The 24,982-nt window shown below is 65.1% G+C and carries 24 protein-coding genes; 12 read left to right on the forward strand and 12 right to left on the reverse strand.

The genetic code is table 11. The features are described 5' to 3' along the window. Window positions 1–33: 33 nt before the first annotated feature. Window positions 34–261 (reverse strand): hypothetical protein, encoded by a 228-nt coding sequence (locus EJC47_RS00130; RefSeq protein WP_126844975.1) that lies wholly within the window; start codon window positions 259–261, stop codon window positions 34–36. A gap of 108 nt (window positions 262–369) precedes the next feature. Continuing rightward, window positions 370–1,044, reverse strand: coding sequence for an outer membrane protein (locus EJC47_RS00135; RefSeq protein WP_185867499.1), 675 nt, complete (start codon window positions 1,042–1,044; stop codon window positions 370–372). Between the two features lie 163 nt (window positions 1,045–1,207). Here EJC47_RS00135 and EJC47_RS00140 point away from each other — a divergent pair, with 163 nt between their 5' ends. From EJC47_RS00140 to EJC47_RS00155, 4 genes are all read left to right on the forward strand, one after another. Further along, a complete protein-coding gene (locus EJC47_RS00140) occupies window positions 1,208–1,897 on the forward strand; it encodes a response regulator (RefSeq protein ID WP_126844977.1) in 690 nt (229 codons plus the stop codon). Beyond that, window positions 1,882–3,027 (forward strand): sensor histidine kinase, encoded by a 1,146-nt coding sequence (locus EJC47_RS00145; RefSeq protein WP_126844978.1) that lies wholly within the window; start codon window positions 1,882–1,884, stop codon window positions 3,025–3,027. The genes EJC47_RS00140 and EJC47_RS00145 overlap by 16 nt, the downstream gene beginning before the upstream one ends. Before the next feature lie 185 nt (window positions 3,028–3,212). Then, window positions 3,213–3,635, forward strand: a complete 423-nt coding sequence (locus EJC47_RS00150; RefSeq protein ID WP_126844979.1) for a DUF2147 domain-containing protein — start codon at window positions 3,213–3,215, stop codon at window positions 3,633–3,635. Window positions 3,636–3,734: 99 nt separating this feature from the next. Beyond that, window positions 3,735–4,577, forward strand: coding sequence for a TauD/TfdA dioxygenase family protein (locus tag EJC47_RS00155; protein WP_126844980.1), 843 nt, complete (start codon window positions 3,735–3,737; stop codon window positions 4,575–4,577). A 19-nt stretch (window positions 4,578–4,596) separates the two neighbouring features. Here the strand turns inward: EJC47_RS00155 and EJC47_RS00160 are convergent, their stop codons facing one another. Together EJC47_RS00160 and EJC47_RS00165 are read right to left on the reverse strand one after the other, a co-directional pair. Further along, window positions 4,597–5,412, reverse strand: a complete 816-nt coding sequence (locus tag EJC47_RS00160) for an oxidoreductase (protein ID WP_126844981.1) — start codon at window positions 5,410–5,412, stop codon at window positions 4,597–4,599. Window positions 5,413–5,483: 71 nt separating this feature from the next. Next, window positions 5,484–6,944 carry an efflux transporter outer membrane subunit gene (locus EJC47_RS00165; protein ID WP_221885143.1) on the reverse strand — a complete coding sequence of 487 codons (1,461 nt, stop codon included), beginning with the start codon at window positions 6,942–6,944 and terminating at the stop codon, window positions 5,484–5,486. Window positions 6,945–7,028: 84 nt separating this feature from the next. On the opposite strand from EJC47_RS00165, the gene EJC47_RS00170 reads away from it, so the two are divergent. From EJC47_RS00170 to EJC47_RS00185, 4 genes are all read left to right on the forward strand, one after another. Then, window positions 7,029–7,646, forward strand: coding sequence for a TetR/AcrR family transcriptional regulator (locus EJC47_RS00170; protein WP_126844982.1), 618 nt, complete (start codon window positions 7,029–7,031; stop codon window positions 7,644–7,646). 69 nt (window positions 7,647–7,715) lie between these two features. Continuing rightward, window positions 7,716–8,801, forward strand: a complete 1,086-nt coding sequence (locus tag EJC47_RS00175) for an efflux RND transporter periplasmic adaptor subunit (protein WP_126844983.1) — start codon at window positions 7,716–7,718, stop codon at window positions 8,799–8,801. Continuing rightward, window positions 8,798–11,905 (forward strand): efflux RND transporter permease subunit, encoded by a 3,108-nt coding sequence (locus EJC47_RS00180; protein ID WP_126844984.1) that lies wholly within the window; start codon window positions 8,798–8,800, stop codon window positions 11,903–11,905. Before EJC47_RS00175 ends, EJC47_RS00180 begins: the two co-directional genes overlap by 4 nt. A gap of 20 nt (window positions 11,906–11,925) precedes the next feature. Continuing rightward, the gene (locus EJC47_RS00185) at window positions 11,926–13,128 is read left to right on the forward strand and encodes an acetyl-CoA C-acyltransferase (protein ID WP_126844985.1); all 1,203 of its coding nucleotides are present in this window, start codon (window positions 11,926–11,928) and stop codon (window positions 13,126–13,128) included. Window positions 13,129–13,255: 127 nt separating this feature from the next. Here EJC47_RS00185 and EJC47_RS21260 read toward each other — a convergent pair whose 3' ends face one another. The 4 genes from EJC47_RS21260 to EJC47_RS00200 form a co-directional block, all read right to left on the reverse strand. Continuing rightward, on the reverse strand, window positions 13,256–13,390 hold the full coding sequence (locus EJC47_RS21260) for a hypothetical protein (protein WP_260591418.1): 135 nt from the start codon (window positions 13,388–13,390) through the stop codon (window positions 13,256–13,258). A gap of 217 nt (window positions 13,391–13,607) precedes the next feature. After that, window positions 13,608–14,999: an NAD-dependent succinate-semialdehyde dehydrogenase gene (locus EJC47_RS00190; protein WP_126844986.1), complete on the reverse strand. Its 1,392-nt coding sequence runs from the start codon at window positions 14,997–14,999 to the stop codon at window positions 13,608–13,610. A gap of 284 nt (window positions 15,000–15,283) precedes the next feature. Next, window positions 15,284–15,793 (reverse strand): DUF4334 domain-containing protein, encoded by a 510-nt coding sequence (locus EJC47_RS00195; RefSeq protein WP_126844987.1) that lies wholly within the window; start codon window positions 15,791–15,793, stop codon window positions 15,284–15,286. Between the two features lies 1 nt (window position 15,794). Next, entirely contained in the window at window positions 15,795–16,910 is a 1,116-nt protein-coding gene (locus EJC47_RS00200; RefSeq protein ID WP_126844988.1) for an NAD(P)-dependent alcohol dehydrogenase, read from the reverse strand. Window positions 16,911–17,053: 143 nt separating this feature from the next. On the opposite strand from EJC47_RS00200, the gene EJC47_RS00205 reads away from it, so the two are divergent. Continuing rightward, complete coding sequence (locus EJC47_RS00205; RefSeq protein ID WP_221885144.1) at window positions 17,054–17,704, forward strand: TetR/AcrR family transcriptional regulator; 651 nt, start codon at window positions 17,054–17,056, stop codon at window positions 17,702–17,704. A 50-nt stretch (window positions 17,705–17,754) separates the two neighbouring features. Here EJC47_RS00205 and EJC47_RS00210 read toward each other — a convergent pair whose 3' ends face one another. Both EJC47_RS00210 and EJC47_RS00215 read right to left on the reverse strand, forming a co-directional pair. Beyond that, window positions 17,755–19,197 (reverse strand): carboxylesterase/lipase family protein, encoded by a 1,443-nt coding sequence (locus EJC47_RS00210; RefSeq protein WP_126844990.1) that lies wholly within the window; start codon window positions 19,195–19,197, stop codon window positions 17,755–17,757. Window positions 19,198–19,363: 166 nt separating this feature from the next. Then, entirely contained in the window at window positions 19,364–20,482 is a 1,119-nt protein-coding gene (locus tag EJC47_RS00215) for an NAD(P)-dependent alcohol dehydrogenase (RefSeq protein WP_312845328.1), read from the reverse strand. 690 nt (window positions 20,483–21,172) lie between these two features. On the opposite strand from EJC47_RS00215, the gene EJC47_RS21625 reads away from it, so the two are divergent. Further along, window positions 21,173–22,138 (forward strand): integrase arm-type DNA-binding domain-containing protein, encoded by a 966-nt coding sequence (locus EJC47_RS21625; protein ID WP_441004740.1) that lies wholly within the window; start codon window positions 21,173–21,175, stop codon window positions 22,136–22,138. A gap of 29 nt (window positions 22,139–22,167) precedes the next feature. Here the strand turns inward: EJC47_RS21625 and EJC47_RS00225 are convergent, their stop codons facing one another. Further along, complete coding sequence (locus tag EJC47_RS00225; protein WP_126844992.1) at window positions 22,168–22,626, reverse strand: MarR family winged helix-turn-helix transcriptional regulator; 459 nt, start codon at window positions 22,624–22,626, stop codon at window positions 22,168–22,170. A gap of 228 nt (window positions 22,627–22,854) precedes the next feature. Here EJC47_RS00225 and EJC47_RS00230 point away from each other — a divergent pair, with 228 nt between their 5' ends. Continuing rightward, entirely contained in the window at window positions 22,855–23,976 is a 1,122-nt protein-coding gene (locus EJC47_RS00230; protein WP_260591419.1) for an FUSC family protein, read from the forward strand. Between the two features lie 284 nt (window positions 23,977–24,260). On the opposite strand, the gene EJC47_RS00235 is transcribed toward EJC47_RS00230, so the two are convergent. Next, the gene (locus EJC47_RS00235; RefSeq protein WP_409574459.1) at window positions 24,261–24,407 is read right to left on the reverse strand and encodes a hypothetical protein; all 147 of its coding nucleotides are present in this window, start codon (window positions 24,405–24,407) and stop codon (window positions 24,261–24,263) included. Between the two features lie 32 nt (window positions 24,408–24,439). Here EJC47_RS00235 and EJC47_RS00240 point away from each other — a divergent pair, with 32 nt between their 5' ends. Next, window positions 24,440–24,757: a pirin-like C-terminal cupin domain-containing protein gene (locus tag EJC47_RS00240; protein ID WP_185867500.1), complete on the forward strand. Its 318-nt coding sequence runs from the start codon at window positions 24,440–24,442 to the stop codon at window positions 24,755–24,757. Window positions 24,758–24,982: the final 225 nt, after the last annotated feature.

Below are 24,982 nucleotides of genomic sequence, written 5' to 3' on the forward strand. Positions count from 1 at the left end.
CATTTGTCAATAGACGACATAAAAGATCGATCGCTAACGCGCCCGGGTAAAGAGCGGCAGCACCAACGACCCCACGATGACGGCCCCAATCAGCAGGATCATCATTGCGGCCAGATGGTCCTCGAGGCAGCTGGCCAGCCACCGCTCGCCGACTACGGCAGTGCCGATGGCGGCGAAGAGCGTCGCGGCGTATCCCCCGTTCTTCGCCACCTCATGCCAGCGGCAACGCCGCCGGCCTGGCAGATCGCGCGGAGCCTGCATGCATGCCTCCTTCAATGTCAGGTCGCGGAAAGAGGAGAGGCAGCAGCGACATTCCCGCCGCTGCCGCATGTCCAGATCGCTTGCACGATCGCGTCCCGGCCGGGGCCCTCAGAAAATGTGCCGAACCCCGACCGTGCCGGCGAGCGTGCGCAGCGTCGGCGCGAAGCGGGTCGCGACGCCGCTGCTGGTCCCGTCGAACGCGAGCTTGCTGGTCTGCGAATAGCGGCCGCCGACTTCCAGTGTCGTCTTGGCCGCGACGTTGATGCCGATGCCGACATCACCGTGCCACGTCATGCCCCAGTCCTTGCCCGAATATTGGCTGACCAGCCCGCCTGCCCCGGTCCGCGACAGATTGGCATCGACCCGCGAGGCGCCGATGCCGCCGCCGACATACGGCACGAACACCGAATGGAGCGGGATATCGACATAGCCGGAGACGCTGACATTGTAGGAGCGCGTGCGGCCGGACGCCGGCAGATCGCGGCTGCCGATCCCCTTCAGGTCGAGGTTGTTGCTGTTGTAGCCGATCGTCTGCTCGATGCGGAAAATTCCGAAATCATAGCCGCCGCCGATTTCGCCGGTCAGCCCGGTCTTGTATTTGGTCTTGTCGTCGAACTGCGACGGAAGCTGTTCGACATCGAATTTCTGGTCGGAGTTGATCGACGCGCCGGCGCGCGCGACCGCATAGATGCCGCGGGGTGCTTCAGTCTGAGCGTGCGCCGCCGATGCCAGCATCGCCGTCGCCAGAAGGGCCGCGAAGGTGGTCGGAAGAATATGGGTCATGGAAAAGCCTTTCGTGAAATCGCCACCTCGTTGCGGCGGCTCCGATCGGCTGATGGTGGACGGCGATGAACGCTCGTCGTAGGTTTCGTGGAGGTTCCGTGGAGTTGCCTCCTCCATCGTTCGTCCATGCAATTCGGCGAAGGCGAGGCCGAAGGGAGAGCGTGTGAGCGACCGAATATTGATCGTCGAGGACGAGCGCGAGATCGCCGAGCTGCTTGCCGCCTATGTCGAAAAGGCGGGTTTCGAGGTCGTCCGGGCCGGGACGGTGCAGGATGCGATCCGCGCACATGGCCAGTGCAATCCTGCGCTCGTGCTGCTCGACATTGGCTTGCCGGGCGGGGACGGGCTGGATGTCCTCACGGCAATTCGGCGACGCGTCGAAACCCCCGTCATCATGATCACCGCGCATGACGACGAGGTGACCACGCTATCGTCGCTCCGCATCGGTGCCGATGATTATATCGTCAAGCCGTTCAACCCGTCGGAAGTGGTCGAGCGCATCCGCGCTGTGTTGCGGCGCACGAACGGATCGAGCAGCCGACGGACGCTGTCGGTCGGCCCGTTGCTGATCGAACTCGATGCACGGCTGGTGCAATGCCAGAATGGGGACGCGCTGGTCAGGCTTTCGCTCACCCCCAGCGAATTCGGGATCCTCGCCCATATGGCGCGCCACCCGCGGCGCGCCTTCTCGCGCGCCGAACTGCTCGAAGCCGCGTCGCCCGACAGCGAAGCCTATGACCGGGTGGTCGACAGCCACTTGTCCAAGCTGCGCCAGAAGCTGACGGCGGCAGGCTGCGCCGACATGATCGAACCGGTTCGCGGATTGGGGTACCGACTATGGTCCCAATCCTGAACCGCATCGTCACCCGGATGGTCGTGCTGGCCGCCGCGACCACGCTGATCACGATGCTGGTCGGCCTGTTCGCCTATCTGGCGGCGGTGCATTATCGGCTGGACGTCGCAACCAGCCACATGCCGCCCAAGGCGCGTGCGGAACTGGAACAGCTCGTGCGCACCCATCAGGAGGGCAGCGACCGCTATTTCGAACTGTTCAACCGCTATGGCGGCAGCACGCCGGGGATTACCGATATGGGCTTTATCGGTGCCATCGCCTGCGTCTCGCTGCTGGTCGGCGGCGGCGTGGCGATGGTGTTCGCCCGGCGCATCAGCCGACCGATCACCGCCGTCGCCAAGGCCGCCGCGCAGGTTTCCGCCGGCAAGCGCTCGGTGCGGGTGGATCGCGGCGGCACCTCGGGCGAGACCGGCGAGCTGATCGAGAGCTTCAACCGTATGGCATCCGACATCCAGGCATATGAGCGCGAACGAACGGTGCTGACCGCCGGAATCGCGCACGAACTGCGCACGCCGCTCACGATCCTGAAAGGTCGGCTGCATGGCCTCACCGACGGCGTGATCGATCCCGCCACGGGGGAAGCAGACCGGCTGCTGCGACAGGTCGAGCATCTCTCGCGGCTGGTCGACGATCTGCGCACGCTCGCCCATGCCGATGCCGGCGAGCTGGACCTCGATCGGCGCACCATCGATCTCGACGCGCTGCTGAAGGTTGCCGTCGCCGATCTGCGGGGCATGGCGGTCGAGCGCGCGGTGACACTGGCGGAGCGCTATGCGCAGGTTCGCGTGCAAGGAGATCCAGTCCGACTGACGCAAATCGTCACTAACCTGCTGACCAACGCGATCAAGCATGCGCCGGACGGCAGCCTGGTCGAGGTGGCTCTCAGCCTCGCCAAGGGGTGGGCGATCGTACGGGTCGCCGACGAAGGCGAAGGTTTTCTGCCCGAGGATGCCGAACGCCTGTTCATGCCGTTCTGGCGCGCCGGCGCCGACAAGCTTGCCGGGCGACAAGGCAGCGGCATCGGCCTGACGCTCGCCGCGAAGATTGCCGAAGCGCATGGCGGCCGGATCGTCGCCGAAAATCGCACCGATCGATCGGGTGCGAGCTTTTCTCTTTGGTTGCCGACCTGAAACTCGCTCTTCCGCGAATGTCCAAACGGTGCCTGACGAAGCGATCGGGCAAGGCGCCTTCATGCCTCGTCCCATGAATCTCCATCCAGCCTCCATGCTCCGCTGCTTAGCAGGGTGCAGGCGGGATCGGCCCGCCACGCAACATGACGCCATTGCCTGCCAATGGTGATCTGGAGAATGGACTAATGTACACCCGTAGCACCCTTGGCGCAGTTGCGCTCGCCGCCCTGTTCGTCAGCACGGCAGCCATCGCCGCGACACCCGTCACCGGCACCTGGATGACCGAAGGCGGCAAAGCCCTGGTACGGATCGAGTCGTGCGGCGACGCCATTTGCGGGCGCATCGTCAAGGTGCTCCGCCGCGAACCCGGCAAGCCTACCACCGACATCGCCAACCCCGATCCGGCGAAGCGCAACAACCCCATCGAGGGGACCTTCATCCTCACCGGTTTCAAGGATGCGGGCGCGCTGTGGAAGGGCAAGATCTACAACCCCGAATCGGGCAAGACCTATAACGCCAAGCTGACGCGCAACGCCGATGGCACGCTGAAGGTCGAAGGCTGCGTCGCCTTTCTCTGCCGCGGCCCGATCTGGACCCCCGCGACCTGACCCCGCCCGATCGTCGATCTGCGCCGACCAGCTGGTCGGCGCGTCTTCGAGGAACGTCACAACAGCAGTGCCGCAGCACGGCGGCGCAAAGGAGAGATCATGCAAAACGTCAAAACCATCGCACGACTGGCCAGCGAGCCGGTGAAGAAGCGGATCGCCAGCCGGGTGCTGAACGATAAGGCCGAACTGCTTAGCGGCGCGCTTGCCGGCGAGATCCTCGAACTGCTCGAGGCCCGCGGCGTCCTCATCTTTCCCGAAATCGGCTTTACCGAAGCCGAACAGATTGCGTTCACCCAGACGCTGGGCACGCCCGCCCCCGAGGGCAGCGACGGACGGGTCACCGCAAAGGTATCGCTCGACGCACGCGAAAACCCGGAAGCGGCGGAGTTCCTGAAGGGATCGCTGTATTGGCACATCGACGGCACGAACAGCGATGTTCCGATCCACGCATCGCTGCTGACCTGCAAGGTGCCGGCGCCCCAGGGCGGCAACACCGGCTTCTGCAACACCTACGCGGCGTGGGATGATCTGCCGCAGGAAGAAAAAGCGGCGTATGACGGCAGGCGCGTCGTCCATGCGCCCTGGGCTTCGCTGGCCTATTATGATCCGGAGCCGCGCCTGCAGACGCTGCGGGCGATGCAGGCACTGGGCGAAAAGGAGCTTCCGCTCGTCTGGAAGCATGAATCAGGCCGCAAGTCGCTGATCCTGGGCTGCACCGCGCGCAATGTGGTGGGGCTTGAGCATAAGGAGAGCGCGGCGCTGCTCGCGGGCCTTCGCGAATGGGCCACGAGCCCGGCGTTCAGCTACAGCCATGCCTGGCGCGCGGGCGACCTGGTGATGTGGGACAATACCGGCACCATGCACCGCGCCGAGGCCTATGATCCGATGTGCGGGCGGCTGATGATGCGCACCAAGCTGGAGGGGCAAGAGGCGTTCGCCTGACGCCCCTTCCCCCACGTTGTCAGACCGGCAGGCCGTTCTGCTTGCGCAAGCTTTTGTCGAAGGCCGATTCGGGTACGAATCGACGCAGCAGACGCACCTGCCGTGCCATCTTGCCCGCCGCATAGCGGTGCTTGGGCCGGGGCGCGGTCGCGGCCAGCACGACGGCGTCGGCAACCACTTCCGGCGCATCGCCGGATTCGAGCGCCGCCAGCATCACGCCGCTCATGGCGACGCGCGCGTCGTCATACACGGGCAGCATCTGGTCCGGCTGGATCACATTGGTCTCGAAGGAGGTGCGGGTATAGGCCGGCTCGACGAGCACGACCCGAATGCCCTGGGTGCGGACTTCGTGATCGAGCGACTCCGAATAGCCCTCGATGGCGTGCTTGGTCGCCGCATAGAGCGCGCTGAACGGCGCCGGGATGAGGCCGAGGACCGAGCTCAGATTGACGATGCGGCCGCGCGCCTGCTGCCGCATGATCGGCAGCACCGCCCTGGTCAGGCGCATCACGCCGAACACGTTGATATCGAACAGGTGCTGCGCCTGTTCGACGGACGACTCCTCGGCGGCGGCCATCAGGCCGATCCCGGCATTGTTGACGAGCAGATCGATCCGGCCGGTCTCGGCAACCACCTGCGCGACCGCCGCGGCGACGGAGGTGTCGTCGCGCACGTCGCATACCAGCATCGTCACGCTTGCCGGGCCAAGGGCCCCTGCCTTACGGCTGGTGCCGAACACGCGATAGCCGGCATCGGCCAGCGCGCTCGCGGTGGCATAGCCGATGCTGCTCGACGCGCCGGTCACCAGCGCCACGGACCTTGCGGTGGTTGTCATATCCTTACTCCTAATTTGGGTTGGCCTGGGCGGAGCGGTCCGCCCTGCTATGGGTGAGTGCCGGCAGCGTCCTATTGGCGCGCGGCGAGCGCGGGCGGCGCCTGCCACCCGCCGCCAAGTGCGCGGAACGAGGCGACGGCGGCGCGCGCCGTTTCGGTCTGCGCGATCGTCCGGGCATCGCGGGTCGCCAGCAGGCGGTTATCCGCGTCCAGCACTTCGATCAGGCTCACCACCCCGCCCTTATAGGCGGCGAGCGATGCCGATTGCGCGCGCGTCAGCGCGGTTTCGCCGCGCGACAGCACCGTTTCCTGTGCTTCGCGGTTGAGCAGCGCCGAAAACGCGTTCTCGACATCCTCGGAAGCGCGCAGAACCGCCAGCCGATAGGCCGCCAGCGCCTCGGCGTTGCTTCCCTTGGCGGCGGCGATTTCTGCGTCGACACGGCCAAAGTCGAACAGCCGCCAGCGCAGGCCGAGCGCACCCTGCGCCTGGGTGGCGCCGCCGGTGAAGACATTGCCCGCCGTCATCGTCGCGGTCCCGATCAGCCCGCTGAGCGAGAATTTGGGATAATATTCCGATATAGCCACACCGATGCGCGCATTCGAAGCCGCGAGCCTGCGCTCCGCCGCGATCAGATCCGGGCGACGTCGCAACAGATCGGCCGGCGATCCCATCTGCGCGATCCCCGGCGCAACGGGAATCGTCGCGTCGGAGGATGCCAGGGCCGCGCGCGATGTTCCCGGTTGCGACGCCAGCAGCACGTCCAGCGCGTTCATCGCCGCGTCCAGCCCCGTCTGCAGCACCGGCACCGTCGCCTCGACCTGGGAGAGCGCGCCTTCGGCCTGGCGCAGCTGGAGTTCGGCGGCGATGCCCTTTTCATATTGCAGGCGGACCGTGGCGACGAGCCGCTGCTGCGTCACGACCTGCTGCCTGGCGACCGCGATCCGGGTCTGGAGCCCGCGAATGACGATATACGTGTCCGCCGTCTGCGCCGCGACCGCGAGACGGGCCGCCGCGACCCCGGCCTGCGACGCCTGATACTGGGCGCGCGCAGCCTCCTGGCCCTTGCGCAGGCCGCCGAACAGATCGAGTTCCCACGAAGCACCGAGACTGGCGTCATAGAGTTCGCCGTTGCGGTCAAAGCCGGGCGCGGAACTCGCCACCCGGCCGAGCGGCGTCTCGAGCGATTGCCGCGCCGCGGCCGCAGAACCCGATATCGTTCCCGAAGGCAGCAACGCCGCATCGGCGGAACGCAGCCCGGCCCGCGCCTGCGTCACGCGCGCAGCCGCCTGGGCAATATCGAGATTGGCAGTCAGCGCCTTGCCGATCAGATCGGTCAGGATCGGGTCGCCGAACCCGGTCCACCACGTCGTCAGATCGGCGGTGACCACGGCGGGGCGCGCACCAATGGCTGCGCCGTTGGTATAGCCCTCGGGCCACGCGAGGGAAGGGCGTTGGTAATTCGGACCCACTGCACACCCGGTCAGCGCGGTCGCCGCCAAAAGGGTGAAGGGCACTGAAAGAAGCGTGCGCATGATCATATCCACCAGAAAGAATGTGACTAATATACAGTTTGGTCACCAGTTGTCAATTCCCCCTCAAGTCCTTACACAAGTCCGATGAATGACGTTTCCACCACCACCGCGGGACAGCGGGGCCCAGCCGATACGCACAAACGCGGCGCGATCGTCTCTGCGGCAAAAGCCCATTTCAGCCACTACGGCTATGACAAGACCACCGTCTCCGACCTTGCCAAGGCGATCGGATTCTCCAAGGCGTACATCTACAAATTCTTTGAATCCAAGCAGGCGATCGGTGAAGCAATATGCACAGAATGCCTGACGCATATCCTGTATGGCATCCACGAATCGCTCAAGGATGCTACGACAGCAACCGATAAATTGCGGATCTTATTCAAGAAGATCGTCGAGGAGAGCCTACTTCTATTCTTTGACGATAGAAAGTTATACGATATTGCAGCTGCATCTGCGCGCGAACGGTGGAAATCCTCACAGATATACGCAAGCCGGGTAACGGAGATTTTGCACGGGATCATCCTGGAAGGGCGCGATTCCGGCGAGTTCGAGCGCAAGACACCGCTCGATGAGGTCGGTCGCAGTATTCTTCAGGTGATGCAGCCGTTCATGAATCCGATGATGCTGGAGCATAATCTAGATGCGTTACCGGAAGCCCCCCGGGAGGTCGCGAACCTGGTCCTGCGAAGCCTGGCACCGTAGCGCCGTTGTGACTAGTTGACAGATTAGTCACTCGATGCGACTGAGCGACATCCTCTGCGGAGACCGCTCATGATTCGCGTTACCCTTTCAAGATCCCTGGCCCTTGCCGGCACCATGGCCCTCGCCTTGTCGGCGTGCGGCAAGCCCGAGGGCGATCCGCGCACCGGGCCGCAGCTCGTTCGCGTCGCCACCGCGGCGGCGGCGGACGAAGCCCGCCGGTCGTTCACCGGAATCGTCTCCGCCCGTGTGCAGAGCGACCTGGGCTTCCGGGTGCCCGGCAAGATCGTCGAGCGCCTGGTGGACACGGGACAGGCGGTGCATCGCGGCCAGCCGCTGATGCGCATCGACCGGACCGACCTGTCGCTGGCGACGGTCGCGCAAGCCGGTGCCGTCGCCGCCGCCCGGGCCCGGGCGCTGCAGACCGCAGCGGATGAAAAGCGGTTTCGTGATCTCGTGTCGGCAGGTGCCGTGTCGGCATCGGCATATGACCAGGCAAAGGCGGCCGCCGATGCCGCGCAGGCGCAACTGCGCGCCGCGCAGGCACAGGCCGGCGTCACACAGAACGAGGCCGATTATGCGATCCTGCGGGCCGATGCCGATGGGATCGTCGTGGAAACGCTCGGCGAGCCCGGCCAGGTCGTCGCGGCCGGACAGACGGTGGTGCGCCTCGCCCGATCCGGCGCGCGCGAAGCGGTCGTCCATCTTCCCGAAACGATCCGGCCGGCGATCGGCTCGATCGCCCGCGCCACGCCCTATAATGCCATCCAGGCCAGCAACGCGCAGTTGCGCCAGCTGTCTAACGCGGCCGATCCACTGACCCGGACCTACGAAGCGCGCTACGTCCTGTCGGGCGCGGCGGGCAGCGCGCCGCTCGGCTCGACCGTCACGGTCGACCTGGCGGAGCGCACGGCGGCAAAGGCCATGCAGGTTCCGCTGAGCGCGCTGTACGACAGCGGCCATGGCCCCGGCGTGTGGATCATCGTCGCCGGCAAGCAGCCGAGCGTACACTGGCGCGCGGTGCAGGTCGGCAGCATCGGTGAAGAAAGCGCCACCATCACCGGCGGCCTGAACCCCGGCGACCAGTTCGTCGCGCTCGGCGCGCATCTGCTGCACGAAGGCGCGGCCGTCCGGCTTGCCGCGGACGGTGCGAAATGAGCGGCTTCAACCTTTCCGCGCTGGCGGTCCGGGAACGCGCGGTAACGCTGTTCCTCATCCTCGCCGTCTCGCTCGCCGGCCTGTATGCCTTCATCAACCTTGGCCGCGCGGAAGACCCGAGCTTCACGGTGAAGACGATGACCGTCATCACCGCATGGCCCGGCGCTACCGCCCAGGAAATGCAGGACGAGGTGGCCGAGCCGCTGGAAAAGCGGCTGCAGGAACTGAAATGGTATGATCGCGCCGAGACGTTCACCCGCCCCGGCCTCGCCTTCACCACCGTCACGCTGAAGGACGCCACGCCGCCCGCAGCCGTTCCCGAGGAATTCTATCAGGCGCGCAAGAAGCTGGGCGACGAGGCCGCGCGGCTGCCGCGCGGGGTCCAGGGGCCGTTCGTCAACGACGAATATGGCGACGTGACCTTCGCGCTCTATGCGTTGAAGGCCAAGGGCGAGCCCCAGCGTCTGCTGGTACGCGAGGCGGAGAAGATCCGTCAGCGGCTGCTGCACGTGCCCGGCGTGAAGAAGGTCAACATCATCGGCGAACGGCCCGAGCGGATCTTCCTCGAGCTGTCCTATGAACGCCTCGCCACGCTGGGCGTCGCCCCGCGCGACATCTTCGCTGCGTTGACCAATCAGAACCTCCTGACCCCCGCCGGTTCGATCGATACCAAGGGTCCGCAGGTCGTCGTCCGCCTCGACGGCGCGCTCGACGATCTGGACAAGATCCGCAACACCCCCATCGTTGCGGGCGGTCGCACGCTCAAGCTGAGCGACATCGCCACCATCAAGCACGGGTATGAAGATCCCGCCACCTTCCTGATCCGCAACGGCGGCGAGCCGTCGCTGATCCTGGGCGTGGTGATGAAGGATCGCTACAACGGGCTGCAACTGGGTCGCGACCTCGAAAAGGAAGCCGCCGCGGTCACCGCCGCCATGCCGCTGGGCCTGTCGTTCGACAAGGTCACCGACCAGGCGGTCAATATCGACGAAGCCTATAACGAGTTCATGCTCAAATTCTTCGTCGCGCTGGTGGTCGTCATCGCGGTGAGCCTGATCAGCATGGGCTGGCGCGTGGGCATCGTGGTGGCGATGGCGGTTCCGCTGACGCTGGCGGGCGTGTTCGTCATCATGCTGGCCACGGGGCGCGATTTCGACCGGATCACGCTGGGCGCGCTGATCCTGTCGCTGGGCCTGCTGGTCGACGATGCCATCATCATCATCGAAACCATGGTGGTGAAGATGGAGGAAGGGCGCGACCGCATCTTCGCCTCCAGCTTTGCCTGGGGCCACACCGCCGCGCCGATGCTGGCGGGCACGCTGGTCACCACCATCGGCCTGATGCCGGTCGGCTTTGCCCAGTCGAGCGCCGGCGAGTATGCCGGCAACATCTTCTGGGTGGTGGCCTTCTCGCTGCTCACCTCGTGGGTGGTGGCGGTGGTGTTCACGCCGTATCTGGGCGTGAAGATGCTGCCCAACTTCAAGCCGATCGAGGGCGGGCATGACGCGATCTATGGCACCCCGCGCTATCGCAAGCTGCGCCGCTTCGTCGCCTGGTCGGTAACGCACCGCAACAAGGTCGCGCTGTCCGTGGTGGGCGCGCTGGTGGTGGCCGTGCTGATGATGGGCCTGGTCAAGCAGCAGTTCTTCCCCATTTCCGACCGGCCCGAAGTGCTCGTCGAGGTGCAGATGCCCGAGGGCACCAGCATCAACGCCACCAGCGCGGCGGCGGCCAAGGTGGAAGCCTGGCTGAAGAAGCAGCCCGAGGCCAAGATCGTGACGGCGTATATCGGCCAGGGTGCCCCGCGCTTCTTCCTGGCGATCTCGCCCGAACTGCCCGATCCCTCCTTCGCCAAGATCGTCGTGCTCACGGCCAATCCGGAAGCACGCGACGCCCTGAAGCTCCGCGTGCGTCAGGCCGCGGCCCAGGGCCTGGCGCCCGAGGCCCGTGTCCGCGCGACGCAGATCGTGTTCGGGCCCTATTCCCCCTTCCCGGTCGCCTTCCGCGTGAGCGGACCCGACGAAACCAGGACCCGCGCCATCGCCGAACAGGTGCGCGCCGTGATGATGCGCAACCCCGGCATGCGCCAGGTCAACACCGATTGGGGCGAGCGCATGCCCACCACGCACATCGTGCTCGATCAGGATCGCCTCAATGCGATCGGCCTGAGTTCGGCGGACGCCGCCCAGCAGTTACAATTCCTGCTGACCGGCACGCCCATCACCCAGGTCCGCGAGGATATCCGCGCGGTCGACGTGGTGGCGCGCAGCGCCGGCAACGATCGGCTCGATCCGGCCAAGCTGCACGGCTTCACCCTGGTGGGCAGCGCCGGACAGCATGTACCGCTCGACCAGATCGGCAAGATCGAGGTGCGCATGGAAGATCCCATCCTGCGCCGCCGCGATCGCAACGTGACGATCACCGTGCGCGGCGACATCGACGAATCGCTCCAGCCGCCCGACGTCTCCAACCAGATCATCAAGGAGATCGCCCCGATCGTCTCGGCGCTGCCCGCCGGCTATCATATCGACACCGCCGGGTCGCTGGAGGAAGCGGGCAAGGCTAATGTCGCGCTCGCCGCCGTCTTCCCGATCATGTTCGTGCTCATCATGATCGTCATCATGTTCCAGGTGCGCTCGTTTGCCGCCATGGCCATGGTGCTGCTCACCGCGCCGCTGGCGCTGGTGGGGGTGGTGCCGACGCTGCTGATCTTCCACCAGCCGTTCGGGTTCAACGCCATCCTGGGGCTGATCGGCCTTGCCGGCATCATCATGCGCAACACGCTGATCCTGGTCGGGCAGATCCACACCAACCAGGAGGAAGGCCTCGATCCCTATCACGCCGTGGTGGAAGCCACCGTGCAGCGCGCCCGGCCGGTGATCCTCACCGCCATGGCCGCGGTGCTGGCCTTCGTGCCGCTGACCCACTCGGTGTTCTGGGGATCGATGGCCTATACGCTGATCGGCGGCACGATCGGCGGCACCGCGCTGACGCTAGTGTTCCTGCCCGCGCTCTATGCGATCTGGTTCCGGATCAAACCCACCCATGACGGGGATCCGGGAGCGCCGCCGGCGCATCGTCTGCCCACTCCCGCCCACGCCTGAGCCGAAGAGAAGGAACGACCATGTCCGACAGCAACGACCCCGTCGTCATCTGCAGCGCGGTGCGAACCCCGCTCGGCCGGTTTCAGGGGGCATTGGCAACCCTGCCCTCGCCCCGGCTGGGCGGGATCGCGATCGAGGCCGCGGTCGCCCGTGCGGGGCTTGCCCCCGATCGGGTCGACGAAGTGCTGATGGGCTGCGTGCTGCCCGCCGGCCTCGGCCAGGCGCCCGCGCGCCAGGCGCTGCGTTCAGCCGGCCTGCCGGATGCGACCGGCGCCACCACCGTCAACAAGGTCTGCGGATCGGGCATGAAGGCGACGATGCTCGGCCATGACCTGCTCCGCGCGGGATCGGCGGACATCGTCGTCACCGGCGGCATGGAGTCGATGTCCGGCGCGCCCTATCTGCTGGCGAAGGCGCGCGCGGGCTATCGCGTCGGGCACGACCGCATCTTCGATCACATGATGCTCGATGGGCTGGAGGATGCCTATGAACAGGGCCGCGCGATGGGCGATTTCGGCGAAGCCGCGGTCAGCGCCTATGGCTTCACCCGCGCGGACCAGGACCGCTATGCGATCCGCACGCTGGAACGCGCCCGCGCGGCGGTGTCGGAGGGGCGCTTCGCCGCCGAAATCGTGCCGGTGACGATCGAGGCCAAGGACGGCGCCGTCCTGGTCGAAAACGACGAACATCCGCTCAAGGTTTCGCCGGAGAAGATCCCCCAGCTCCGCCCGGCGTTCCGCGCGGACGGCACCATCACGGCGGCAAGCGCCTCGGCCAATGCGGACGGCGCGGCGGCGCTCGTGCTGACCCGCCGCTCGGTCGCCGAACGCGAAGGCCTGCCGATCCTCGCGACCATCGTCGGCCACGCCACCCATAGCCAGGATCCGGCCTGGTACACCACGGCACCGGTCCCGGCGATCCGCAAGCTGCTCTCCAAGATCGGCTGGAGCGTAGACGATGTCGACGTGTTCGAGGTGAACGAGGCCTTTGCGGTGGTCGCGATGGTCGCCGCCGCCGATCTGGGCATCCCCGACGAGAAACTGAACGTCAACGGCGGCGCCTGCGCGCTGGGCCACCCCATCGGCGCGACCGGTGCGCGCCTGATCGTCACCCTGCTTCACGCGCTGGCGGCGCGAGGCGAGACGCGGGGTATCGCAGCCCTGTGCATCGGCGGTGGCGAAGCGACGGCGATCGCGATCGAACGCGACGCTGACAACCGGTAACGAACCCGGAGAGGAAGAAGCCGCCCGTCGGGGTGCCGGATCGGCCCGCTTACAGGCAAGGGCCGTCCTTCTTCTCCGGCGGATCGAGAAGCCAGCGAACCGCCTCCAGCGCGCCCAGCCGAGGGACCTATCGGATGGTCATGGCGAGGCCGGCCCGTTTGATCGGCAGATCGATCGCCCGGTCGACATCGCTACAGGCCGGGCTCCACTCGCCGTCGCCGGTGGCGGGCGCGGGATCGGATGCGCGCTCGGTGATCGACAAGCTGAGGGTCCTACGTTTGGCAGGCGGCAGCTCCGCCCCGCAGGCGAGAGAGCTGGGCCCAGCCAGAAAGGAAGCTACTCTGCCGCGTTGGTGCCCCATTTGAACAAAGGAAAATTTCCGCACACCGTTCGTTACGAGTCCGGCATGCCGAACAAGCCGGAATTGGCGCACGACGGTGCGATGATCGATCGGATCACCGCACCACGGGGCCAGATGCCTAGAACGGCGCGTCGATGTCGACGACGTTGATCAGCTTGTGGTTGACGAACTCCTTGATACCCAGCCCGAGCAGTTCGCGACCATAGCCGGAGCGACGGACACCGCCGAAGGGCAGGTCTGCCTTGACCATCGTCGGGTGGTTGACGAACACCATGCCCGTCGAGATCTTCCCGGCCACTTCGGCACCGTGCTTGGTATCCGACGTGAACACCGAGCCGCCGAGGCCGAACGGCGAGTCGTTGGCGATGCGCACCGCATCCGCTTCGTCCTTTGCGCGGAACAGCATCGAGACGGGGCCGAAAAACTCCCAATAGCGCGCAGGATTGTCCTCGCCGATATCGGTCAGGATCGTCGGACGCACAAACGCGCCCTGGTTGGGCGCCTCGGGCCCGACTTCCGTGGCGGTCGCGCCGTGCTCGACGGCCTTGGCGATCATCGCCCTGAGATCGTCGGCCGCCTTTTGCGACGAGAGCGGCGCCAGCGTCGTTTCCGGATCGAACGGGTCGCCCATGCGCAGCGCGGCGACGCCCTGCGTGTACTGCGCGACGAACTGATCGTAGATTTCGTCGGCGACGATCATCCGCTTGGACGAGACGCAGACCTGCCCACCATTCCAGTGGCGCCCAAAGACCGCCCATTTGACCGTCTTGGCGAGATCGGCATCCTTCAGGACGACGAACGCATCGGCACCGCCCAGTTCCATGGTGGACTTCTTCAGCGCCTGGCCCGCAGCCGCTGCCACCGAAGCGCCTGCGGCTTCCGATCCCGTCAGCGCCACGCCATGCACGCGCGGATCGCCAAGGATCAGTTCAATCTGATTATGCCCGGCGAACAGATTGATGAACGCGCCTTCGGGCAGGCCCGCCTCGATCATCAGCGTTTCGAAGGCCAGCGCGCTCTGCGGAACGTTGGAGGCGTGCTTGAGCAGCATCGTGTTCCCCGCCGAAAGCTGCGGCGCGATGATCCGGGCGATCTGGTAGTAGGGGAAATTCCACGGTTCGATCGCCAGCAGCACGCCCAGCGGATCACACACCAGCGTCGCCACCCCCTCGGCCGGGTCGGCGACCGGCAGCGTCTCGGGCTGGAGCAGGCGCTCGGCATTGTCTGCGTAATAGTCGAAGATCGCCGCCGAGAGCTCGACCTCGGCCCTGGCTTCCGCGATCAACTTGCCCATCTCCAGCGTCAGCAGCGGGGCATAGGTTTCGATATCGCGCCGCAGGATTTCGGCTGCCGACCGCATCACCGTGGCACGCTCGGCGAACGAGGTTTCGCGCCATGCGGTGAAGGCCGTGTCGGCACGCCCGATCGCCGCGACGATCTCCTCGTCGGTTGCGTTGGGAAAGGTCTTCAGTGTCTCACCGGTATAGGGATTGGTGGTCGCGAATGGCATGGGGTTTGTACTTTCGGGTTTCATCGCCGGTCGCCTGACGGCTGGCCGCACTTTAGAGTGGAAACGATAGCATTCGATCAGGAACATCCCGGTGTATCAGGGTGTTCCGAAAGGAATTCACCGGCCCTGGGCACCGGCATGTCCAGATCGACGAACCGCACATCCTGCTTCCCGTAGAGGCGTACTGCTTGCATCGGTCCGCTTATCGATCTTAAGCCGCAGATCTGCGGGCGATCCGATCCGAAGGGATGTCCTCGGTCGGATCGCCCAGCCTTCTGGCGCGCTTATCGGGCGACCCGGCGAAGCACGAAGAAATAGGTGCCGGGGTCACCGCGGCGGTCCATGGCGCCGAGCAGCGTGTCGTCATCGACCTTCCGGAAATAGTCGATGATCGGCGCCTGATCATAGATCATGCCCACCGTAACCTTGCCGCGATATTCGGCCTTGCGCAGCCGGGCGGTCGGCGCGCTGGTCTCGATCTCCTCGCGCACCGAGGCGATATCGGTCACGCCGCGCGCGGAGGCAGCGAATTTCTTCAGCGGATCGGCGGCGAAAAAGCTCTCGCGATCGGCTGTGTAGAACAGCAGGGGATCGACAGTATCGGCATCCTTGAACCGCTTGCCGAACCAGCCGCTGGCGGCGAGGGAGCCGTCGACCGGGTGGCCGCTCGGGAATTCGGACCCCTGCCATGTCCCGATCAGGTCCTCGACCTCGGTGGGTTCGAGGCTGTCGAAGATCGCATAGGCCTCGTCGGCGGTGACTTTGCCGGCCTTGATGGCGTCATCGAATGTCATCTTACTTGTCCTTGTTTACGGAATCGAGAATGAGAACTGGCTTGACCGTGGTGCCCGCCTTCATGTCGGCTACGGCATCATTGATCCGGTCAAACGGATAGCTTCGGATCAGCGTCTCGAACGGGAACAGCCCTTGCCGGTTGAGGTCGACGAGATGCGGGATCAGCTTTTGCGGATCGCTGTCGCCCTCGATGATGCCCTTGACGGTCCGGCCGTGCAGCAACTGATCCATCGTGATCGGCGCGATCACGCTGGTGTCGGGATTGAGGCCGAGCAGGCCGCAGACCCCGGTCGGGCGCAGGCTGACAACCGCCTGTGCGAGCAGCCTTGGATGGCCGACGCATTCAAGCGTGAAGTCGACGCCGCCCGGCGCGATCGTCTGGATTTCCGCGACGGCATCGACGTCGTCTCCCTTGATGGCGTGCGTCGCGCCCAGGGTGCGCGCGCGTTCCAGGCGCTCGGGCACGATGTCGACGATGATGATCGGGTTCGCCCCTACGGCCTTGGCCGCCATCACCGCGGCGAGCCCCACCGCCCCGGCGCCGAAGATCGCGATGCCTTGCCCAGCGCCCACCTCCAGCGCGTTGATGACCGCACCGGCCCCCGTCAGGAAGCCGCAGCCGAGCGGACCCAGCAGTTCGGTCGGCAGATCGCTTTCCACCCGGACTGCGTTGTTCTCGTGCGCGATCGCATAGGTCGCGAACGAGGATTGCGAGAAGAAGCTGCTCGCGATCGGCGTTCCGTCGAGCCGGATCGGCCGGCTGCCGTCCGCCCGCGTACCCGCATAATTCTGGACGCGACCGTTCTCGCAATAGGCCTCGTGCCCTGCGTCGCAGTTGCGGCAATGGTGGCAGGCGAAGAAGCTCAGCACCACGGTGTCGCCGGGCTTCAGGCTGGTAACGGCGGATCCGACCCGCTCTACCGTACCCGCACCTTCATGTCCCAGGACGCCAGGGTTGAACTCTGCGGCTTTTTTCTTGGTCAGATCGGTGTGGCAGATGCCCACGCCCGCGATCCTGACGAGCACTTCATGGTCGCGCGGCTCGTCCAGATCGGCCGTGCGCAACACGAAAGGCCCGTCCGGGCCGTCTGCAATGGCGGCGGTGATCGTAACCATGTCCATCCTTCAATTCTGCGGCATCGCCGCGCCAGGCAACAATGTATGTACGCACATACATATAGAAAGTTCCGTCAAATATTGACAGCCGCCGCCGCTCCCGTGATGCGGTAGGGCGCTATCGGAATGACAGGATACCGACCGTGACCCGCCAGACCGCCCCCGCCGCTCCCCGCAAACGCGATCGCGACACGAGCACCCGCGCCTTGCTGAATGCGGGGATCGAGGCATTCGCCGACTATGGCTATGATGCTGCCACGACGCGGGACATCGCCGCGCGGGCGGGCTTGAACGAACAGCTCATCACCCGCTATTTCGGCGGCAAGGCGGGACTGCTGGTCGCAATCTACGAGGATTTTCTTGTCCGCCAGCACGACGTGCAAGTCTATGCCGCAGCAGCACCTGCGAGCGGCGTCCAGGCCGAGATCGAGGCGTTCCTCCTCGCCAAACACGCGCATTTCCGCGAGACGCACAAGCTTGTGCTGGTGCTGGTGCCGCGCCTGCTGATCGACGCCGAGACGCGCGAGCAGATCGACATGGCCCTGCTGGAACGGGCCACGACGATCCTGACTGAACGCCTGATTGCGCTTCAGCGGCAGGGATTGATCCGCGCCGATGTTGATGTCGTCGCCATGGGCGATTCGATCGCGTTCCAGTCGTTCGGCGCCTCGTTCATCGCGCCTGCCGTCCGTGGCACGCCGGAAAGCTATATTATTGCGCAGCTCAAGGGGTTCGCGCGGGTTGTCGCCCGGGGCGTCGCGCCCGATCAGCCTGCTTGCCACAACCCCTCCTGATGATGAAAGCGACGCGCGCTTCGTCGCGCCACCCCATTTTGCGAACGTGATCAGCGTTTGCCTGCCCGGTCCGGCGCGATCATCGCGGCACCGCCATCCTGGGTGAAATCGAGCATCGCATCATGCGTACCGGTGCGGGCGCCCCATACCGGCAGACCCGCGCCATTGGGATTGCCGGTCTTCACGAAATTGACGAGATAGCCGCTCGCGATCCGGCTCGCTTGCCAATCCGCCGCGGTGGCCGCGCTCTTGTACCGGATATCCACCGTGCGGAAGAAGAACGCGAGTTCGCCGGCGTGTGGCGCGCCCTTCGGGTTCGACGCGCGCGCGGAATCCGCGACGTAAGAATAGCGGTAATGCCAGGTTGGCGTGCCCGTCTGCGCGACCAGGCGCGAGGTTTCGCGTGCGCCATCGGCCATATGCAGCAGCGGCCCATCAAGATCCGCGCTGGTGGCACCGATCATCACGGGTATGCGGGGAAATGCCCCGGCACGCAGCGCGACAAGCGGATCCATTGCCAGATCACCATCGATCACCGGGTTGCTCAGCGTCTCCAGGGGAATCGCCCCGGCAACGGCAAGTGTCACCAGATCAACCCCCTGGGCGACCACGTGCGCGGGAAGCGCGCGCAGCTTGTCCAGCGCCTGCGCGTCGGTGGCGGCGATCCCCTGGGCGCGGGCGAACGCGACGCCGGCGGCTTCCGCAACCTCTGGTGTGGCACGGCGCATCATGCCCGTATCCGCCGATTGAACGACGGCCTTGCCGAACAGTCCGCGCGCAGCGGGAGACGTAAGCAGGGTCAGGACCGACATGCCGCCCGCGCTCTCCCCCGCGATCGTGACGTCGCCGGGATCGCCGCCGAACGCCGCGACATTGCGTTGGACCCAGCGCAGCGCGGCGATCTGGTCCATGAAGCCGAAATTGGGGTAGCCGGACCGTGGGCCGCCTTCGGTCTGGCCCAGTTGCGGGTGGCCGAACGTGCCGAAACGACCAAGCCGATAGTTGAAACTGACGACGACGATGCCGTCCTTCGCCAGCCTGTCGCCGCTGTAGAGCAACGCCGATGCGCCGCCATTGACGAAGCCGCCGCCATAGATCCACACCATGACCGGCAACCGCCGTGCCGCGCCTGCGGGTCGCCAGACATTGACGTACAGGCAATCTTCGGCGGGCTCCGTGCCCAAGGGCGCGATATCGAGGTCCAGCGGCATCTGCATGCAGTCATGACCGAAATCGCTGGCGGATCGCACGCCCGACCATGGTGCCAGCGGCTGCGGTGCGCGCCACCGGTTGGCGCCAACCGGCGGCGCGGCGAACGGTATGCCCTTGAAGGCCACGACATCTCCGGTCGCGACGCCGCGGACACGACCACCATCGACCGCCACTTCGACGCCCGCAGCGCTCGCGTCAGATGGTTGGGCAATGGCGCTGGGCACAGCGATGCCACCACTGGAGAGCGCAGCCGTCAGCAGCAGGGTACGAAAAGTGGGCATGGGCAACACCTTCGAGGAATGGTCATAAAGGGGGCCAGCCCCTGGAAGTTGACGATCGCGTTGCCGTCCGCAGGGGCTACCAGGCGCAACGCTGCCATCTTTTTGACCAGGGGCTGAAACGTCGAATCACGGTCGGGCATGGGTGGATGCCAGCCAGTTGGAACCCTCAGGCCGGCGCTTTCGATGCTCCGATGTTGATGACGAAACGATAGCGCACGTCCTTGGCGACGACGCGATCATAGGCGCGATTGATATCCTTGGGATCGATCAGTTCGATATCGGCCGTGATGCCCCGCGCGGCGCAAAAGTCGAGCACCTCCTGCGTTTCGGCAATGCCGCCGATCTGCGACCCCGCCAGGCTCTTGCGCCCCATGATCATGCTCGTGCCGTTCGCACCCTTGAGATCCGCCAGCGCGCCCACGCTGACAAGCGTGCCGTCGAGCTTCAGCGCGTCCAGAAACGGCTTCACATCGAAGGCTTCGGGCACGGTCGCGATGATGAAGTCGAACTGGTTTTCCACCGCCTTCATCGCGGCGGCATCCGTCGAAAGGACCGCGGCCTTTGCCCCCAGCCGCTTGGCATCGGCCAGCTTGCCGGGGGACGTCGTGAAGATGGTGACATCGGCGCCGCGCGCAACCGCCAGCTTGACCGCCATGTGGCCAAGACCGCCAAGCCCGACAACGCCGACACGCTGCCCACGCTCGACCTTCCAGTGCTGGATCGGCGAAAAGGTGGTGATCCCCGCGCACAGCAAAGGCGTGGTAGCGGCCAGATCGGCACCGGGCGAAATCCGGATCACGAAATGCTCGGCGACGACCACGGCTTCGGAATAGCCGCCGAAGGTCTGGCCTCCCGATATCTTGTCCGGCGAATTATACGTCAGGGTCAGGCCGTTGAGGCAATTCTGTTCGCGATCGGCGACGCAATTCTCACAGGTGCCGCACGAGGCGACCATGCAGCCGACGCCGCCGATATCGCCGACCTTGAATTTCGTCACCTCGTGACCAACGGCCGCCACCCGGCCGATGATCTCATGACCCGGCACCATCGGATAGGTTTCCTTGCGCCATTCCTGACGGACATGATGGATATCGGAGTGACAGATGCCGGCATACAGGATGTCGAGCAGCACGTCCTTCGGCCCTACCGCGCGTCGCTCAATCTGCATCGGCGCCAGACCACTGGTCGGTGAAACGGCCCCATAGGCACGCACCTTGAACGGAGCTTGCCCTCGCGATTCGGTGCCCGTCGCTGCGCCCGCCGCAGAGCCGACGACGAAAGGCACTGCCGCCAATCCCGTTGCGGCTGCAAGCACCGACCGCCGATCCGACAAAAAGCCCACCGGCGATGATTTCGAGTGTTCAGGGTTGTCGCACATAAGTCGCTCCGAGACGCGGCAATCGCGCCCGGCAAACTTCTACGCCCCGCATTTTATCTATACTATGCGACAATAGCGGCATGTCGTTATGATTCCGCTTCATGAATGATGCAGCTCAGGAGCATCTATGCCCCGCATGTCCAATCTCGCGGCTCTTACGGCTAGGCGTGCATGGAGCGTCCACCCATCACGTCAAGATGACCGGCGCGGTCACGGTCGCGCCGAAGCTCGACTGCGCGTGAAGGTGAGAAACGCTAATTCGCAATGTGCGGTGATGCGTTGCTTGAACCCGATGAGGCCAGCCTAAGGATTAATGCCAAGCACCTTTTGGCGGGCGTCTATTTCCAATCCAGTCTGGCTCCCTCGGGCCGCGGACGAAATGGATCGAAAACATCAAGGGTAGTTAAAACCCGACTCGAACCTCCGCGTCCCCGCACGTCCAACCTCTTCAACAGGACGTGGATCTCTTCCTTCATCAGTCCGGCACCGAATGTTGACGAGTGTGGGGCCAAGTGTGGGGCCGAAATCGAAGAAATTTATTTTCCTAATATTATCAAATAGCTATGTGACATTTACGAATCCCTCCCGCTCCGCCATTTGCCTGTTCCCAGCGGTCCGCATCGGACCACCGAAATCGACTTTTCTCTCCTGAAATCCAATACTGAGCAGACCGGTCCGACCTCGGCCGTTCGTAGCCGTTCGCGCCCATCCGGCGAATCGGAGGGGCAAAAACGAGGTACGCGCGGTCGAAAAACGAGGTATTTTTGGAGACCGAACCATGCGTACCGATGCGAAGGTGCGCAACGCCAAGCCACGCCCCAAAACTATAAACTCGCAGACACCAATCGCCTCTGCCTGATGGTCACCCCCAGCGGCGGAAAGCTGTGGCGCTGGAACTACGAATATGATGGCAAGAACAAGACGATGGCCTTTGGTGCCTATCCCCGCGTCTCGCTGGCGGATGCTCGCGAAAAGCGCGATGAAGCCTGGTCCATGCTGTGCGAAGGACAGGATCCCAATGTCGCGAAGCGCCTGAAGATCGAGGCGAACCTCGAAGCCGGGCGACAGACGTTCGAGCGTGTGGCTCGCGAATGGCACGAGAACGCCAAGGCCCAGTGGGCCACCGTACGCGCCACGATGGCGGGACGGCAGCAATGGCTCGTCGAGCAGCAATTGGCGGACGTCGATGGCGATCGCGTGCGCCTGCGTGCCAACGCGATCATGATGCTTCAACGACGGGAGCTCCTGCGCACCGGCCGCGCGCCGGCGACATCATCGAAGGGCGATTGGCGCGCTAGGTGGATCTCGCCAGCGGACGGTTCGCTCTCCTTGAGAAAGATCGGGAATTCACGCTCTTTCGGTGGCGACCAGTACTCGAGAACCAGCTTGGCAAGACCGTGCACGGGATTGCGCGCGGCGACGGTGTCACCTGGCAATTCGGGTGCAGCCGTGGGCCGGAAATTTCATGAGCCTTGCTACCTCAGCACGACGTCGCGCGCTCGGGAGCGGGCCCCATCCTTGCGGTCGCGCAAGGCCCGTTACATCGTGCTCACGGTCGAGTAATGTCCGCAGCAGCAGGCAGCGTCGGCTCATCAATCGGCGGCCTGGTCCTCCTCCAGGGGATCGGCAATCCTGAGCATGATCTCGGCGGCAGCGCGCAGGCTTGCGCGCTCCGTCTCGTTTAGCCGCTCGGCCATCACGCTACCCAGCCATTCGCGGCGCTGGGTCATCGCCGAACGCAGCGCGTTGCGTCCCCGGGAGGTCAGCGTGATGACATGGCGTCTCCGGTCCTCGGGATCGATCCCCCGCTCGATCAGCATCCCGGCCTCCATTCGCACAAGCAGGCGACTGAGCGATTGCGGTTGCAGCCCCTCAGCTCGGGCGAGCGCCACTGCACTCAGCGGGCCCTTGCGATAAAGCGTCGCAATCAGCGCGAGCGCACCGCCCGTCAGTTCGCCTGCCCGCGCTGACCGGCGCATGGCCCTCGCAAGGCGCAGCACCGCCCGCACGATCTGCGCCTCGTCACTTTCCCGATCGTTCGCGCTCGACATAATAATACGCATAGCGTATTAATAGTTGGTCCACAACAAGGAGCGTGTGCGTGCCGGTTGCTCGTCCGCGTCGGCTGGCCAAGCGGCCTGGTTACCCCCGCGACGATGGAAGCCGATCGATTACGGACGCACCGGAAATCGACTGACGGGTTGGGACGCTCGCGTGCTGGGCAGCGCCGCCCGCACTCTTCCGGGCATGGGCATGGACGGTGCAGCAGGAACCAGATCGTGAAATCCCTTCACCTCCCCTCCCGGCTTTGGCGCGATGTCGTGGCGATCGATCCGGGGGAACCCGTGAGCCTACGCATGCTCGCGATCGCGGCGCTCGGCATGGGCGTCCCCGTCGTTGCCGGCCTTATGCTTGGACAGGCGGAGGCAGGCTTCACGATCGGTCTCGGTGCCATCCTGCTTGCTGGCGCACCGACCGGGGCCAGCGGCAGCGCGGCAACGCAGCCCCCTCCCCTCAGCCAGTCAATTGCGCCTGCGCTGATCGCCGTTGCTGTGGCGACCGGGGTCTCCGCACTGCCGCAACCCGACCTGGCGTTGATCTCACTCACCGCGGTGGCGGCCCTTCTGTCGGGCTACAGTCGACCAATCGCAGGGGGTGCCATCCGTTTCATCATCTATTTCGTGCTCAGCGTCGGCTTTCTCGACGGTGCCCCAGCGCATCGTGGCGCTGCAGCGCTGATATTTGGATTGGGTGCGTTGTGGAACATCGCCCTGCGCGGCATCTTGGCCGGCGGCCGCAGGAGCCAAAAAGGCGTTGCACACAAGACGCGGCAAACGCCCACCCACGCGCAACGTCGCGCCTATTTTCGCCGCACGCTATACAAGCTCGAGGGATGGCAATTCCCGCTTCGGCTTGCCCTCGGTCTCGGCATCGCCAGCGTTCTGCGCCATCTCTGGCCGACGCATCATTTCTACTGGATCCTGCTCACGGTCGCGCTGCTGACGCAGCGCCCTATCGAACATGTACCGGTGAAGACCGTGCAGCGATTGGCGGGCACCCTCGGCGGCGTTGCCCTGACGGGTGCGATCCTGTGCTACGTGTCGTCGCCAGTGGCCCTCGGCATCGTCGCGTGCCTGCTTGCCACGGTCGTGCCCTTGGCACGCGCGCGAAATTATCTCCTCTACGCAGTCGTCAGCACCCCGCTGATCCTGCTGGTGCTCGACATCGGCAAGCCGATCGCGTCTGCACTGCTAACCGACCGACTGATCGCAACCCTGGCAGGAGGTCTAACGGTGATGACACTCAACGTGCTCTTCGATCGTTTGCTTGCCGCCAGGGCCGGGGACGGGTCAGACCGCCAGCTTGGCCATCAAGTTACGGTGCAATCCAAAGATCGATAGGAATTTGTTTCACTGAATCCTCTATTCGTCTCAAGGACTTCTGGGCAATGCTTTGAGACCCATCCCCGGTCACTCGCGACCCGTTTTCGGCTCCTCAACATCGGACGTGGGTTCGTGTTCAGATGACGCGTCGGATTGGCCGAAGTAAGCCCCGCTGCGCCGAAAGCGGACTCCGGCGCGACCGAGCGGAGATCATGTAGTGAGTTCATAATCCCGCCGACGGGCCTGATCACAGATTCGGGCTGCCAGCTACGGTGCGTCCGGTGCCCCGCCGACTACCGCAGCTAAGATTGCTGCTGACTATACTCACCGTAATGGTTCGCCAGATAGCCGACGAACAGCCGCGTGCGCGCAGGCATATTCGCACCGCCCACGAAAACCGCGTGAAGGACCTCCCGATCGCCGGGATTGAACGGTTCAAGCAACGGCATCGGTCGCCGTTCCGCCCTGTACGATGCTCGAGGTGCGGGTCGAAAGCGATGGTGCATTTCGGCACGGGTTTGCGGCGACCGACAACACCTTTGTCTACGTCATCGAAGGCGCGGTCGAGATCGGGCCCGCCGGTAATCTTTTGAGCGCTGGCCCGCTTGGCTGGTTAACGCGATCGGAGGAGCCCGGAACGTCAGACCTTACCATAAGGGCGCGGGGCACTCCCGGCCGATTTCTGCTTTTCGCCGGCCAGCCTTTGCGTGAGCCGATCGCCTTTGGCGGCCTTTTCGTCATGAACACGCAGACGGAAATCCAGCAAGCCCTCGCCGATTACCGGGCCGGCCGCTTCTAAACGTTCAAATCGATTTGGCGGATGCGTGGCGGCTGTGGTGACCGCCTTTTGAACGCGCTCGGCGGCAAGGTGGTCCTGGGCCTCGCCGACCCCGCCGCCCCCAAAGGAGTGCCGGCGCTCCCGGGCTGTCCTATGTCGCGGTATATGGCGCTTTTCAGCGGCCTATGGACGCCGGAACTGTTGGGTTGTTCCGGAGCCGGTTCGTGATGGCCTCTGCCCTCGATC

Origin of the sequence: Sphingomonas sp. TF3 (assembly GCF_003985085.1) — a bacterium.
Lineage (GTDB): Bacteria > Pseudomonadota > Alphaproteobacteria > Sphingomonadales > Sphingomonadaceae > Sphingomonas.

Coding starts and splice junctions, on each gene's coding strand:
- EJC47_RS00160 (WP_126844981.1), bottom strand. CDS start 5,412: ATGACAACCACCGCAAGGTCCGTGGCGCTGGTGACCGGCGCGTCGAGC.
- EJC47_RS00175 (WP_126844983.1), top strand. CDS start 7,716: ATGATTCGCGTTACCCTTTCAAGATCCCTGGCCCTTGCCGGCACCATG.
- EJC47_RS00135 (WP_185867499.1), bottom strand. CDS start 1,044: ATGACCCATATTCTTCCGACCACCTTCGCGGCCCTTCTGGCGACGGCG.
- EJC47_RS00165 (WP_221885143.1), bottom strand. CDS start 6,944: ATGCGCACGCTTCTTTCAGTGCCCTTCACCCTTTTGGCGGCGACCGCG.
- EJC47_RS00180 (WP_126844984.1), top strand. CDS start 8,798: ATGAGCGGCTTCAACCTTTCCGCGCTGGCGGTCCGGGAACGCGCGGTA.
- EJC47_RS00185 (WP_126844985.1), top strand. CDS start 11,926: ATGTCCGACAGCAACGACCCCGTCGTCATCTGCAGCGCGGTGCGAACC.
- EJC47_RS00155 (WP_126844980.1), top strand. CDS start 3,735: ATGCAAAACGTCAAAACCATCGCACGACTGGCCAGCGAGCCGGTGAAG.
- EJC47_RS00170 (WP_126844982.1), top strand. CDS start 7,029: ATGAATGACGTTTCCACCACCACCGCGGGACAGCGGGGCCCAGCCGAT.
- EJC47_RS00200 (WP_126844988.1), bottom strand. CDS start 16,910: ATGGTTACGATCACCGCCGCCATTGCAGACGGCCCGGACGGGCCTTTC.
- EJC47_RS00190 (WP_126844986.1), bottom strand. CDS start 14,999: ATGCCATTCGCGACCACCAATCCCTATACCGGTGAGACACTGAAGACC.
- EJC47_RS00235 (WP_409574459.1), bottom strand. CDS start 24,407: ATGCCGTTGCTTGAACCGTTCAATCCCGGCGATCGGGAGGTCCTTCAC.
- EJC47_RS00210 (WP_126844990.1), bottom strand. CDS start 19,197: ATGCCCACTTTTCGTACCCTGCTGCTGACGGCTGCGCTCTCCAGTGGT.
- EJC47_RS00145 (WP_126844978.1), top strand. CDS start 1,882: ATGGTCCCAATCCTGAACCGCATCGTCACCCGGATGGTCGTGCTGGCC.
- EJC47_RS00150 (WP_126844979.1), top strand. CDS start 3,213: ATGTACACCCGTAGCACCCTTGGCGCAGTTGCGCTCGCCGCCCTGTTC.
- EJC47_RS00130 (WP_126844975.1), bottom strand. CDS start 261: ATGCAGGCTCCGCGCGATCTGCCAGGCCGGCGGCGTTGCCGCTGGCAT.
- EJC47_RS00195 (WP_126844987.1), bottom strand. CDS start 15,793: ATGACATTCGATGACGCCATCAAGGCCGGCAAAGTCACCGCCGACGAG.
- EJC47_RS00225 (WP_126844992.1), bottom strand. CDS start 22,626: ATGTCGAGCGCGAACGATCGGGAAAGTGACGAGGCGCAGATCGTGCGG.